The organism is Rhizobium sp. YTUHZ045 (assembly GCF_051124255.1).
Classification (GTDB): domain Bacteria; phylum Pseudomonadota; class Alphaproteobacteria; order Rhizobiales; family Rhizobiaceae; genus Rhizobium.
The window spans coordinates 4,146,206-4,158,488 of sequence record NZ_CP101432.1; the positions used below are offsets into that span (position 1 = coordinate 4,146,206).

Annotated in this window: 13 protein-coding genes and 1 pseudogene; 10 read left to right on the plus strand and 4 right to left on the minus strand. The window is 60.4% G+C overall.

The annotated features are described in order from the left end of the window. Window positions 1-23: 23 nt before the first annotated feature. Both secB and NMA58_RS20310 read right to left on the minus strand, forming a co-directional pair. Window positions 24-506 (minus strand): protein-export chaperone SecB, encoded by a 483-nt coding sequence (secB, locus tag NMA58_RS20305; RefSeq protein WP_011423412.1) that lies wholly within the window; start codon window positions 504-506, stop codon window positions 24-26. A 101-nt stretch (window positions 507-607) separates the two neighbouring features. Next, window positions 608-1,114, minus strand: coding sequence for an FxsA family protein (locus tag NMA58_RS20310; RefSeq protein ID WP_434711720.1), 507 nt, complete (start codon window positions 1,112-1,114; stop codon window positions 608-610). Between the two features lie 132 nt (window positions 1,115-1,246). Between NMA58_RS20310 and NMA58_RS20315 the strand changes: the two genes are divergently transcribed. From NMA58_RS20315 to NMA58_RS20340, 6 genes are all read left to right on the plus strand, one after another. Beyond that, window positions 1,247-1,951 carry a Tim44/TimA family putative adaptor protein gene (locus tag NMA58_RS20315; RefSeq protein ID WP_085776427.1) on the plus strand — a complete coding sequence of 235 codons (705 nt, stop codon included), beginning with the start codon at window positions 1,247-1,249 and terminating at the stop codon, window positions 1,949-1,951. Continuing rightward, the gene (mltA, locus tag NMA58_RS20320) at window positions 1,944-3,065 is read left to right on the plus strand and encodes a murein transglycosylase A (RefSeq protein ID WP_434711721.1); all 1,122 of its coding nucleotides are present in this window, start codon (window positions 1,944-1,946) and stop codon (window positions 3,063-3,065) included. Before NMA58_RS20315 ends, mltA begins: the two co-directional genes overlap by 8 nt. Then, on the plus strand, window positions 3,065-3,634 hold the full coding sequence (locus NMA58_RS20325) for a Smr/MutS family protein (protein ID WP_221114435.1): 570 nt from the start codon (window positions 3,065-3,067) through the stop codon (window positions 3,632-3,634). The genes mltA and NMA58_RS20325 overlap by 1 nt, the downstream gene beginning before the upstream one ends. Continuing rightward, the gene (locus tag NMA58_RS20330; RefSeq protein ID WP_221114434.1) at window positions 3,631-4,008 is read left to right on the plus strand and encodes a helix-turn-helix domain-containing protein; all 378 of its coding nucleotides are present in this window, start codon (window positions 3,631-3,633) and stop codon (window positions 4,006-4,008) included. The genes NMA58_RS20325 and NMA58_RS20330 overlap by 4 nt, the downstream gene beginning before the upstream one ends. A gap of 135 nt (window positions 4,009-4,143) precedes the next feature. Beyond that, complete coding sequence (gene gyrB / locus NMA58_RS20335; protein WP_221114433.1) at window positions 4,144-6,579, plus strand: DNA topoisomerase (ATP-hydrolyzing) subunit B; 2,436 nt, start codon at window positions 4,144-4,146, stop codon at window positions 6,577-6,579. Window positions 6,580-6,742: 163 nt separating this feature from the next. After that, a protein-coding gene (locus NMA58_RS20340) for an IS630 family transposase (protein WP_176536422.1) occupies window positions 6,743-7,685 on the plus strand; the annotation gives its coding sequence in 2 pieces (ribosomal slippage) (window positions 6,743-7,078 and window positions 7,080-7,685; 942 coding nt in all). On the opposite strand, the gene NMA58_RS20345 is transcribed toward NMA58_RS20340, so the two are convergent. Both NMA58_RS20345 and NMA58_RS20350 read right to left on the minus strand, forming a co-directional pair. Then, window positions 7,657-8,289: a nitroreductase family protein gene (locus NMA58_RS20345; protein WP_434711722.1), complete on the minus strand. Its 633-nt coding sequence runs from the start codon at window positions 8,287-8,289 to the stop codon at window positions 7,657-7,659. The two genes, NMA58_RS20340 and NMA58_RS20345, sit on opposite strands and share 29 nt — an antisense overlap. Before the next feature lie 36 nt (window positions 8,290-8,325). Next, window positions 8,326-8,610, minus strand: coding sequence for a DUF2218 domain-containing protein (locus NMA58_RS20350; protein ID WP_430959748.1), 285 nt, complete (start codon window positions 8,608-8,610; stop codon window positions 8,326-8,328). A gap of 134 nt (window positions 8,611-8,744) precedes the next feature. Between NMA58_RS20350 and NMA58_RS20355 the strand changes: the two are divergent. The 4 genes and pseudogenes from NMA58_RS20355 to NMA58_RS20370 all read left to right on the plus strand — a co-directional run. Further along, window positions 8,745-9,102 (plus strand): annotated as a pseudogene (locus tag NMA58_RS20355) (glutathione S-transferase family protein); the annotation flags it as partial. A gap of 95 nt (window positions 9,103-9,197) precedes the next feature. Continuing rightward, window positions 9,198-10,040 carry a fumarylacetoacetate hydrolase family protein gene (locus tag NMA58_RS20360; protein ID WP_221114431.1) on the plus strand — a complete coding sequence of 281 codons (843 nt, stop codon included), beginning with the start codon at window positions 9,198-9,200 and terminating at the stop codon, window positions 10,038-10,040. 204 nt (window positions 10,041-10,244) lie between these two features. Further along, window positions 10,245-11,522, plus strand: a complete 1,278-nt coding sequence (locus tag NMA58_RS20365) for a polyhydroxyalkanoate depolymerase (protein WP_085776433.1) — start codon at window positions 10,245-10,247, stop codon at window positions 11,520-11,522. 144 nt (window positions 11,523-11,666) lie between these two features. Beyond that, window positions 11,667-12,101 carry a DUF2852 domain-containing protein gene (locus NMA58_RS20370; protein ID WP_434711723.1) on the plus strand — a complete coding sequence of 145 codons (435 nt, stop codon included), beginning with the start codon at window positions 11,667-11,669 and terminating at the stop codon, window positions 12,099-12,101. Window positions 12,102-12,283 lie beyond the last annotated feature (182 nt).

A 12,283-nucleotide genomic window follows, 5' to 3' on the forward strand; every position in this document is an offset into this window, starting at 1 on the left:
ATGTCAGAATCCAAAGAATTCGATCAGTTCGGAACGGCCTGAACCTTGGCGCGGGCCTGTTCTTCGGCAACGCGCTGAGCGAACATCTGCGTGAAGTCGATCGGATCGATCATCAGCGGCGGGAAACCGCCGTTACGGGTCACGTCGGCGATGATCTGCCGGGCGAAGGGGAAGAGCATGCGCGGGCACTCGATGAAGAGCACCGGCAGCATGTGCTCCTGCGGGAAACCGGCAACGCGGAAGACGCCACCATAGACGAGTTCCGTATGGAACACCGTCTTGTCGCCATCCTTGGCTTCGGCATTCAGCGACAGCACGACATCGAAATCCGTGTCGGAAAGCGGATTGGCGTTGACGTTCACATTGATGTTGATCGTTGGCGCCTTGTCGCGGGCCTGCAGCGAACGCGGCGCACCCGGATTTTCGAAGGAGAGGTCCTTGGTATATTGCGCAAGGATCGAAAGGGTCGGATTGGTCGCACCGTTGCTGTTGTTATCGTCTGCCATTGGCTTTTCCTCGAAGGGCATGGGAATGGTGCCGCCATCTAACATTTCGGGGAGGGGCTTACAACCCTGGGCGCAAGCCGCACCCGATCACCGGCAAAGCCTCAGTCCCCGAGATGTTTGCCGGACCATGGCGAGTTGCGATCCGGCTCCCTATGATAGTCCTCCTCGTCGAGATCGACCACCTTCGAATTTGAATTGCGATCGCGGAAGTCGGGTTTCGCGCCATTGGAAAAGCCGCTTGTGGCGTTGACGACGACGAAGCGTTTGGCGATCGACCGCCAGAGGAGATCGCGCACCGGCGGAATGAGAATGAGGATGGCGATGATATCCGTGAGGAAACCGGGAATGATCAGCAGCAGCGCGGCAATCACCGTCATTGCCGGCTTCAGCAGATCACGTCCGGGCATCACGCCGTTCCGCCCTTCGCTCGACATCCGGCGCAGGATGCCGATCCCCTGCCGGCGCAGCAGGACCACGCCGAAGATGAGGCTCGCCATGACGAGCGCAAGCGTCAGCGCCAGGCCGATTGCGCGACCGACAATGACGAAGCCGGCAATTTCGCCAAGCGGCAGCAACAGAATGAAAGCCGGCAGAATTGAAAAACGCATGGTCGTCATGTCCCGGCTTTTGCCGGTCTCCTCGTGGCGCCGGCGAAGATGCCAGCCATCATTTGAATCATCTGTATAGGCGGACTATATGGGAGTACAAATCAGAGATGTTAACGGCGGTTGCGACAGGATATGAGTTCGAACGACTTCATCACATTATTCTTCCTGGTGGCGGCGGTGCTGATCTTCTTTCAGCTCCGCTCCGTGCTCGGGCGCCGCACAGGAAATGAGAAGCCGCCCCGCGATCTCTATAGGCCAAGGGATGCTGCTCCGGCTGAGGCTGCCGACGCCGGCAAGGTCGTGACGCTGCCGCGCCGTGATGCGACGGCCGAGGACGATGAGCGCTTCTCTGCCATCGACGCCTTTGCCGCGCCGGGGACCCCGCTCAACGAATCGCTGCGCGCCCTGAATAAGGCCGATTCCTCCTTCAGCCCGAAGGAGTTTCTGAACGGTGCCCGCATGGCCTACGAAATGATCGTCATGGCCTATGCCGATGGCGATCGCAAAACCCTTAAGAACCTTTTGTCCCGTGAGGTTTATGACGGATTCGAGGCGGCGATTGCCGAGCGCGAAGCCCGCGGCGAAAAGGTCAAGTCCACCTTCGTCGGCATCGACAAGGCCGAAATCACCCATGCCGAGACGAAGGGCAGCGAAGCGCAGATCACCGTGCGCATCGTCAGCCAGCTGATCTCGGCGACTTACGACAAGGCTGACGTCCTGATCGAGGGCGACGCCGAAAACGTCGCCGAAGTCAACGATCTCTGGACCTTCGCCCGCGACACCCGCTCGCGTGATCCGAACTGGAAACTTGTGGCGACCGAATCGGAACATGAGTGATCAGGCATCGGACTTCGTCCTGCAGGCCATCAGCTTCGATAATTTGGAAGGCTGGAAGGATGATGATCCCTCCGGCCTTTTTGAAGTGATGGGGCGCTGCCGCCGGCAGATCACCGACGTAAAGCCCTACCGTACTGGCTCGCTCGGCCTGAGCGCCGAGGACCTGCTTCCACTTCTGCTGGACGCTGAAAATTTTACGCCGTCGTCGCCTGCAGCGGCGCGCGCCTTTTTCGAGACGCGTTGCCGGCCATTTCTGATCCGCCGCAAGGACGGCAAGTCCGGTTTCGTCACCGCCTTTTACGAGCCGGAGGTCGAGGTATCGGATCGGCAAAACGAGCTCTTCCGTTTTCCCTTCTACAGCCGCCCGAACGATCTGATCGATCTCGATGACGGCAATCGCCCGGCCGAACTGGATGGATCCTATGTTTTCGGCCGCTTGCATGATGATGGCCGCATTGGCGCTTATCCGGATCGCCGCGAGATCGATCAAGGCTTTCTCGCCGGTCGCGGCCTGGAAATCGCCTGGGCGAAATCGAAGGTCGATGTCTTCTTCGTGCATGTGCAGGGTGCCGCGCGCCTGCGTTATCGCGACGGGCGTATCGGCCGCATCACTTACGCGGCAAAGGCAGGGCATCCCTTCTCGGCGATCGGCAAGCTCTTGATCGACCGCGGTGAGATCGACCGCGCCGAGATTTCCATGCAGTCGATCCGCGCCTGGCTAGCCCGCAATCCCGAGCGGGTGGACCAGGTGCTATGGCACAACCGCTCCTATATTTTCTTCCGGGAAGCGGCGGTTGCCGATCCTGAAGCGGGTCCGATTGCCGCCGCCAAGGTGCCGCTTCTCGCCGGGCGCTCGCTCGCGGTCGACCGGCTGATCCATACCTTCGGTTTCCCCATTTTCATCCGCGCCGACAGCCTCACCCATCTTGATCAAGGCCGCCCGTTCCGCCGGCTGATGCTGGCGCTCGACACCGGCTCGGCGATCGTCGGGCCGGCGCGCGGCGATATCTTCGCCGGTTCGGGGGACTTGGCCGGAGAGCGCGCCGGCGCCGTCCGCAACGATGCCGATTTCGTCATCCTCATTCCCAAAGCCGCCGCCGGACGTTTCGACTGATGGCCAGGGATCGCAAGCTCAGCGCCGATGAGAGGATCCTGTGGGGCAAGGTGGCGCGCAGCACGCGGCCGATGCCCGGAAAAGCGAACGAGTTGACCGAGCTTGACGCCTTTCTGGCCGAAGCGGAAGCGGCGGCAGAACGGCAGACAGCCGAAAAGCAGACCTCCGTTGCGCCGACGGCAGCACAGCCGACCCCACCGTCGACGCCGAGACAGCCGGCGAAGGTGCACCATCCGCTGGAAAGACCGGTGAAGCGCAAAATCGCCAAAGGCCGGCTGGCGCTCGAGGCGCGCATCGACCTGCATGGCCTGGTGCAGAGCGAGGCCCATGTCATCCTGCTCGATTTTTTAATCCGCGCCCACGAACGCGGCATGCGCCATGTGCTTGTCATCACCGGTAAGGGCAGCTCGCTGGGGAGCGAAGGTGCCTTGAAAAGAGCGGTTCCCCTGTGGTTCTCGAAGCCGGAATTCCGCTACCTGATCTCCTCCTATGAGCCAGCCGCACAGCATCATGGCGGTGAGGGAGCGCTCTATATCCGGTTGTCGCGGCGGCATGGGGAAAAGCCATGACACCCTTTGGAGAGGCGGTTCGCAGGCTGAGGGCGCGAAAGGGCGTCTCGCAGAAGGAGATGGCGCAAGCACTGAACGTCTCCCCCGCCTATCTCTCGGCGCTCGAACATGGCAAGCGCGGCCTGCCGACATTCGACCTGCTGCAGCGCATCGCCGGCTACTTCAACATCATCTGGGACGAAGCCGAGGAACTGTTCCTGCTTGCCCGTTCCTCTGACCCGCGCGTTGTCATCGACACGTCGGGCCTGCCGCAGGAATACACCGAATTGGCCAACCGGCTGGCCCGGCGGATCCGCGACCTTGACAGCTCCGAGATCGCCCGGTTATCGGCTGTTCTCGAAAATGGCGGCAAAGGTGACGGAAAAGCGTCATAATCCCCTGTTTTATGGCTTGTTCAGGGGACTTGCCATTGGGAACCGGGCTCAAAAAACCTATATACGAGAGTAAAGAAAGCCGGTGATTCGCAAGGCGCGCCGCCGCTTTACGACAACAGGGAAAATCTCGACAGAATGAGCGATACATCCGCGACGGAAAACGGCGTAAGCACCGAATATGGCGCAGATTCCATCAAGGTCCTGAAGGGCCTCGATGCCGTGCGCAAGCGCCCCGGCATGTATATCGGCGATACCGACGACGGCTCCGGCCTGCATCACATGGTCTATGAGGTCGTCGACAACGCGATCGACGAAGCGCTGGCCGGTCATGCCGACATCGTCACCGTCACCCTCAATCCGGATGGATCGGTAACGGTCACCGATAACGGCCGCGGCATCCCAACGGACATTCATAGCGGCGAAGGCGTGTCGGCCGCCGAAGTCATCATGACGCAGCTGCATGCCGGCGGCAAATTCGACCAGAATTCCTACAAGGTCTCAGGCGGTCTGCATGGCGTCGGCGTTTCCGTCGTCAACGCCCTCTCTGTCTGGCTGAAGCTGAAGATCCGACGCCATGGCAAGATCCATGAAATGAGCTTCACCCATGGCGTGGCCGACGCACCGCTGAAGGTCACGGGCGATGCCCCCGATTCGACCGGCACGGAAGTCAGCTTTATGCCGAGCAGCGAAACCTTCACCATGACCGAATTCGATTACGGTACGCTGGAGCACCGCCTGCGCGAACTCGCCTTCCTGAATTCGGGCGTGCGCATCCTTTTGAGCGACAAGCGTCATTCCGATATCAAGCAGGAAGAAATGCGCTATGACGGCGGCCTCGAGGCCTTCGTCTCCTATCTCGACCGCGCCAAGAAGCCGCTCGTCGACAAACCGGTCGCCATCCGCGGCGAGAAGGACGGCATCACCGTCGAAGTGGCGATGTGGTGGAACGACAGCTATCACGAGAACGTGCTCTGCTTCACCAATAACATTCCCCAGCGTGACGGCGGCACCCATATGGCCGGCTTCCGCGCGGCCTTGACCCGTCAGGTGGTTTCCTATGCCGACAATTCCGGCATCACCAAAAAGGAAAAAGTGACGCTGCAGGGCGAAGACTGCCGCGAAGGCTTGACCGCGGTGCTGTCGGTCAAGGTGCCCGATCCGAAATTCTCGTCGCAGACGAAGGACAAGCTCGTTTCTTCGGAAGTCCGCCCTGTCGTCGAAAGCCTCGTTAATGAGGCGCTGAACACCTGGTTCGAGGAGCATCCGAGCGAAGCCAAGATCCTTGTCGGCAAGGTCGTCGAGGCGGCAGCTGCGCGCGAAGCGGCCCGCAAGGCCCGTGAATTGACCCGCCGCAAGGGTGCGCTCGATATTGCCTCACTACCGGGCAAGCTCGCCGACTGCTCCGAACGCGATCCGGCCAAATCCGAAGTCTTCCTGGTCGAGGGCGATTCCGCCGGCGGGTCGGCCAAGCAGGGCCGGTCGCGCGAAAACCAGGCGATCCTGCCGCTGCGCGGCAAGATCCTGAATGTGGAACGGGCCCGTTTCGACAAGATGCTGTCGAGCCAGGAAATCGGCACGCTGATCACCGCGCTCGGCACCGGCATCGGCAAGGACGAGTTCAACGCCGAAAAGCTGCGATATCACAAGATCATCATCATGACGGACGCCGATGTCGACGGCGCCCACATCCGCACCCTGCTGCTCACCTTCTTCTTCCGCCAGATGCCGGAACTGATCGAGCGCGGCCATCTCTACATCGCTCAGCCGCCGCTCTATAAGGTCGCGCGCGGCAAGTCGGTGCAGTATCTGAAGGATGAGAAGGCGCTCGAGGAATATCTCATCGCCCAGGGTCTGGAGGATGCCGCGTTGAGGCTCGGCAGCGGTGAGGTCCGCACCGGACAGGACCTGCGCGAAGTCATCCTCGATGCGCTGCGTATGCGCGCCCTGCTCGACAATCTCCATTCGCGCTACAATCGCGCCGTCGTCGAACAGGCGGCGATCGCCGGCGCGCTCAATGCCGAGTTCGTCAGCGATCAGGCAAGAGCGCAGGCATTGGCGAGCGAGGTCGCAAGCCGTCTCGACATCATTGCCGAAGAGACCGAACGCGGCTGGCAGGGTGACCTGGCGAGCGATGGCGGCCTGCGCCTCGAGCGTATGGTTCGCGGCGTCAAGGAAGTGGTGGTGCTCGACATGGCGCTGATCGGCTCCTCCGATGCCCGCCACATCGACCAGCTGACCGCGCGTCTCAAGGAAATCTATCAGACGCCGCCGTCGCTGCACCGGCGCGAAGGCGACATTGAGATTTCAGGGCCGCGCGCCCTGCTCGATGCGATCTTTGCCAGCGGCCGCAAGGGTCTGACCATGCAGCGCTACAAGGGTCTCGGTGAGATGAATGCCGAACAGCTCTGGGAAACGACGCTCGATCCGAATGTCCGTTCGCTGCTGCAGGTCAAGGTTGCCGATGCCACCGATGCCGACGGCCTCTTCGCTCGCCTGATGGGGGATGAAGTCGAGCCCCGGCGTGAATTCATCCAGGACAACGCGCTCAGCGTCGCCAATCTCGACATCTGATCGATATGTCTTCAATAAAAGCCCCGCCGTCGCAAGTCGGCGGGGCTTTTGCTTGTTCTGTCGCTCAGTTGGCTAGAGCACGCTTCGATTTTTCAGAATCGCAGATTCGCAAATCAGCTGAAATATGATTCTCTGTCCTACCGGAAAAGGACGGCCGGCAAGGATGACGCACCCATATTCTGAGGATCTTCGCGAACGGGCGATGGCGCGCCTGAACACCGGAGAAACGATACGATCGATCGCAGCAGCACTTGCGATTGCTCCCTCCTGTGTTTCGAAGTGGAAGAAGCGCCTTGCGGAGACCGGCGCTCTGACGCCCGGCCGCGTCGGCGGTCGCAAGCAGCGGACTTTGTCCGGCGAACGGGCCGACTGGCTGCGCCAGCGCTGTCGATCCGGCCCGTTCACGACGCGAGGCCTTGTGGCGGAACTGGCCGAACGCGGCATCAAGACCGAGCGACGCGCCGTTTGGGTGTTCGTCCGGGCCGAGGGCCTGAGTTTCAAAAAAAACGGTTCTGCCGGCCGAGCAGACGCGGATGGATATCGCCAGGAAACGGTTGCGTTGGAAGACCCATCAACGGCGGATCGAAGCGCAGCGGCTGGTCTTTCTCGATGAGACCTGGATCAAGACCAACATGGCGCCCCTCAGGGGGTGGGCACCGCGTGGTCAACGCCTATGTGCCGCGGTTCCGCATGGGCACTGGAAAACCCTGACATTCATTGCCGCCTTGCGCTGCGACCGCATCGACGCCCCTTGGGTCATCGATGGGCCGATCAACGGCGAACTCTTTACCCTCTATATCCAGAGGATCCTCGTGCCCACGCTCGCCAAGGGCGACATCGTCATCCTCGACAATCTCGGCAGCCATAAGGGCCAAGCTGTCCGTCGTGCCATCCGGGCCGCAGGCGCGCACCTCTTCTTCCTGCCGCCTTACAGCCCGGACCTCAATCCCATCGAGCAAGTCTTTGCCAAGCTCAAGCACCTAATTAGGAGAGAACAGCCTCGCACAGTCGAAGCGACATGGCGCAAGGCTGGTGAAATGCTCGACTGCTTCTCGCCAGCAGAATGCGCAAACTACCTCACAAACTCAGGATATGCTTCCGTATGAAAGCAGCAGGCTCTAGGAAATGGCCGTTGAAGGCAAGGTCGGAGAGCGGCTTGCGCTGGCTCGGGAATTCGCGCGCCTGATTGCGTTCGGAAAGAACGCTCTTGTCGGCCAGACGGCCGACGGCAACGCCCGCTTCGATCCGGTAACCCTCGGGGATATCGAATGTTTTTCTGATTTCCTCATGTTTGATGCCGCCCATGCCATGGGCATAGAAGCCGGAAAGGCGCGCTTGCAGGGCCAGGTATCCCCAGGCTGCACCGGCGTCGAAGGAATGGGTGTAGCTCGGCTTTTCCTCGCCGGATCCGGCAACGCCGGTGAAGCTGCGTGAGACAACGAAGATCAATGCCGATGCGTTCTTCGCCCATTCCTGATTGGCGTGGACGAGCAGTGTGACGAATTTCTCCCAGTGCTCCGAGCCCTTGAGGGCATAGATGAAGCGCCAGGGCTGCTGGTTGGAAGAGGAGGGCGCCCAATGGGCGGCTTCGAGCAGGCTGAGCAGCTGTGCCTCATCGATGACTTCGCCGGTAAAGGCGCGGGGCGACCAGCGGTCGAGAAACATCGGATCGATCGGATATTGGGATTCGCGGTTATTGCTCTGCGTCATGCTTGTTCCAGGGTTGGGGCATAAAAATCGTTGAGGTCAATCGGTCCAGACGATGTCGAGTTCCTCGCGGAAGGCGAAACGCTTCAGATGGTCGTCGATCACCCCCTGCATCCTTGCCTGCTGGTCGGGATCGGCAACGGAAAGCGTCATGGTGAGCGCCGCATCGTCGGCGGCGAATATCACCTCGGCGCTTTCGCTGAACGGCACCCGGCCCTTATGCGGATCGAAATCGACGCTGAACTTGTGGCTCCAATGTTTGCAGAGCTGCTGCAGGTAGCGGCTCGCATGTCCGGTGCGCACGACGGCCTTGGAGAGATGCATGTCGAACTCCATCTCATGTTGGACTGAGGCCAAAGTCATATTTCCTGCTTCGCCGTCTTGGCAAGCGCAGCGTCGTCGCAGCTGGGTGAACGGACAGTCTCCATGAGGATCGGCCTTGAGCGCGCGCCAAACCGAAAAAACCAATCGATCTCTGTCCCGTCGACAGACGGGTTGAAAATCGATGCTTTCAACGACCGCGTCTATCCCGCGGCCCTATCGCGCCGGTTTTGCCAGCAAGCAGATCGCCGATGAGAAAGCCTTCGCCGATTTCTTCGATTGGATCGAGCCGCAATTCGAAAACTGGTCTTACCTCTTCGCGGAATACCGGCTTTCGGACTATGCCAATCTGCGCACCTTCTGCCGGCGCATCCTGGATTGGCCGGGCATCGCACGGTGAATCTCGACCATATCAAGCGCGGCTACCACTCGGTCGAAATTCTGAACCCGACGAAAATCGTTCCTGCCGGTCCGGATCTCTCCGAAATTTTCTAGAAACACCGTACCGCTTCCGGGCAAAGCCGTAATGACACCGATGAATAATTCGTTCATAGGTGGCTGCAAATCCGTTTACGATGAGGAGGCATTCCATGAAGCTGATGCGTGTTGGCGAAGCAGGTCGGGAAAAACCGGCGCTTCTCGATGCCGATGGCAAGATTCGCGATCTCTCGGCGCATGTCGCCGACATCGGCGGCGAGGCAATCTCGCCGGCCGGCCTTGCAAGGATCGCGGCGCTCGATCCGAAGAGCCTTCCGGAACTTGCCCCCGGCCGTATCGGCGCCTGCGTCGCCGGCACGGGCAAATTCATCTGCATCGGCCTCAATTTCTCCGACCATGCCGCCGAAACCGGCGCCACCGTACCGCCCGAGCCGGTGATCTTCATGAAGGCGACCTCGGCGATCGTTGGCCCGAACGACACCGTCCTCATCCCGCGCGGTTCCGAAAAGACCGACTGGGAAGTCGAGCTCGGCGTCGTCATCGGCAAGACGGCGAAATATGTCAGCGAAGCCGAGGCGCTCGACTATGTCGCCGGTTATTGTGTGTCGCACGATGTTTCCGAACGCGCCTTCCAGACCGAGCGCGCCGGCCAATGGACCAAAGGCAAGTCCTGCGACACCTTCGGCCCGATCGGCCCTTGGCTGGTCACCAAGGATGAAATCGCCGATCCGCAGAATCTCGGTATGTGGCTAAAGGTCAACGGCCAGACGATGCAGAATGGTTCCTCCAAGACCATGGTCTATGGCGTCGCGCACATCGTTTCCTATCTCAGCCAATTCATGTCGCTGCATCCTGGCGACGTCATCTCGACGGGGACGCCGCCCGGCGTCGGAATGGGCATGAAGCCGCCGCGCTTCCTCAGGAATGGCGATGTCGTCGAGCTCGGCATCGAAGGGCTCGGCAGCCAGAAGCAGAGCTTTGTTGCGGATCGTTAACGACGCTACCTCAGCTGAACCTTAAACTTTCGGTTCTATGGTGATGCCAGAGATCAACTCTCTGGCATTTCCTGTGCAGGTCTGGGACGTCCATGTTGCTGTGCAACAAAAACCTGTTAGTCTGCGTTACGTGCCAGCGTGCGGAAAGAGCTCGACGTCTATCACCCGACGTCATCTTTTCGATAGAGAAAGGCAGCGCCTTCTATGTTCTATCAGCTTTATGAATTGAATCATGCCGCCATGGCGCCGTTTCGCGCCGCGGCTGACATCATGCGGTTTGCCTATGCCAATCCGCTGAACCCGTTCGCCCAGACGCCGTTCGGCCGCACGATGGCGGCAAGCCTCGAAATGTTCGAGCGCACGACGCGCCGCTACGGGAAACCGGAGTTCGGACTGAAGCAGACGGTGATCGGCGATCAGACGGTTTCCGTTCGTGAAGAGATCGTCTGGTCGCGGTCCTTCTGCAACCTCCTTCATTTCTCGCGCAACGTCCCGCCTGGCCGCGCCAGCGATCCGCGCATCCTGATCGTTGCGCCGATGTCCGGCCACTATGCGACGCTGCTGCGCGGTACCGTCGAGGCATTGCTGCCGAGCGCCGATGTCTACATCACCGACTGGATCGACGCCCGCATGGTGCCGATGACGGAAGGCAGCTTCGATTTCGACGATTACGTCGACTACGTCATCGAGATGCTGCATTTCCTCGGTCACGACACGCATGTGATCGCCGTCTGTCAGCCGTCGGTGCCGGTGCTGGTCGCAGCCGCGGTGATGGAGGAAGCCCAGGATCCGCTGTCGCCGTCATCGATGACGCTGATGGGCGGCCCGATCGACACGCGCATCAATCCGACGGCGGTCAACAAGCTCGCCCAGGAGCGGTCGCTGCAGTGGTTTTCCGACAATGTCATCATGAACGTGCCCTGGCCTCAGCCGGGCTTCATGCGGCCTGTCTATCCCGGTTTCCTGCAGTTGTCGGGCTTCATGTCGATGAACCTCGACCGGCACCTCGTCGCCCACAAGGAGTTCTTCATGCATCTCGTGAAGAACGACGGCGAACCGGAAAAACATCGCGATTTCTATGACGAATATCTCGCCGTCATGGATCTGACCGCCGAGTTCTACCTGCAGACGGTCGAACAGGTCTTCATGAAGCATTCGCTGCCCAAGGGCGAATTGATGCACCGAGGCAAGCGGGTCGATCCGGCGGCGATCCGCAAGGTCGCGCTCCTGACCGTCGAGGGCGAGAATGACGACATTTCAGGCGTCGGCCAGACCAGGGCGGCGCAGACCATCTGCGTCAACATCCCCGAAGACATGCGCATGCATTATCTCCAGCCGGATGTCGGCCACTACGGCGTTTTCAACGGCTCGCGATTCCGTCGCGAGATCGCGCCGCGCATCGTCAATTTTGTCCGCCAGCATTCCCGCACCGCCGTCAAGCCGCGGGTGCCGCGCGTCATCAAGGGCGGTCGCACCGCCTGATTTAGCGACAGCTGAATTAGGGAAGTGGATTCAAGGCCTTGTTCGATTTCGCAGGCAATCGTCTTGAAGGCGGTTCTTGCGGTAACCACATCGATTTCCAGCGTTCGGCATCTTGCCGGCCGCGGAAAGCGAGGATACCGCACGATGAACCAGTCAGCATTGCTTCGACCGGATTGGACTCCGGCTACCATTGCCCTGATGATTCTCGGCTTCATGGTTTTCTGGCCTCTGGGTCTGGCCATGCTAGCCTACATCATTTTCGGCGATCGTCTGCGCGGCTTCAAGCGCGACGTCAATCAGGCGACCGACGGCTTGTTTGCCTCCTGCCGCCGTTCGCATGGCCGGCACCGCCCGCATTTTTCGACCGGCAACGTCGCATTCGACGACTGGCGTAAGGCCGAGCTCGACCGGATCGAGGAAGAGCGCCGCAAGCTCGACGAAATGCGCGAGGAATTCGACGAGTATCTGCGTGAACTCCGCCGCGCTAAGGACCAGGAAGAGTTCGACCGCTTCATGCGTGACCGCAAAAACGCCAAGCGCGACGACAACGGCCCGGTCGCGGAGTTCCAGACGCCGTGAAGGCCGAAGCATGTTTCGCAAAAAGTGTGCAGCGGTTTTGCGGCAACGACATGCGTATACGAAGACCTAAAGCGCAACGAGCGAGTCTGAACGATCGCGACACGCTTTAGGCGATGAATGATGACCGGCATCTCACGATGCCGGTTTTTCCATGTCTGCCTGCCCGCAAATCGTTTAGATTT

Coding starts and splice junctions, on each gene's coding strand:
- secB (WP_011423412.1), bottom strand. CDS start 506: ATGGCAGACGATAACAACAGCAACGGTGCGACCAATCCGACCCTTTCG.
- NMA58_RS20310 (WP_434711720.1), bottom strand. CDS start 1,114: ATGCGTTTTTCAATTCTGCCGGCTTTCATTCTGTTGCTGCCGCTTGGC.
- NMA58_RS20315 (WP_085776427.1), top strand. CDS start 1,247: ATGAGTTCGAACGACTTCATCACATTATTCTTCCTGGTGGCGGCGGTG.
- mltA (WP_434711721.1), top strand. CDS start 1,944: ATGAGTGATCAGGCATCGGACTTCGTCCTGCAGGCCATCAGCTTCGAT.
- NMA58_RS20325 (WP_221114435.1), top strand. CDS start 3,065: ATGGCCAGGGATCGCAAGCTCAGCGCCGATGAGAGGATCCTGTGGGGC.
- NMA58_RS20330 (WP_221114434.1), top strand. CDS start 3,631: ATGACACCCTTTGGAGAGGCGGTTCGCAGGCTGAGGGCGCGAAAGGGC.
- gyrB (WP_221114433.1), top strand. CDS start 4,144: ATGAGCGATACATCCGCGACGGAAAACGGCGTAAGCACCGAATATGGC.
- NMA58_RS20345 (WP_434711722.1), bottom strand. CDS start 8,289: ATGACGCAGAGCAATAACCGCGAATCCCAATATCCGATCGATCCGATG.
- NMA58_RS20350 (WP_430959748.1), bottom strand. CDS start 8,610: ATGCATCTCTCCAAGGCCGTCGTGCGCACCGGACATGCGAGCCGCTAC.
- NMA58_RS20360 (WP_221114431.1), top strand. CDS start 9,198: ATGAAGCTGATGCGTGTTGGCGAAGCAGGTCGGGAAAAACCGGCGCTT.
- NMA58_RS20365 (WP_085776433.1), top strand. CDS start 10,245: ATGTTCTATCAGCTTTATGAATTGAATCATGCCGCCATGGCGCCGTTT.
- NMA58_RS20370 (WP_434711723.1), top strand. CDS start 11,667: ATGAACCAGTCAGCATTGCTTCGACCGGATTGGACTCCGGCTACCATT.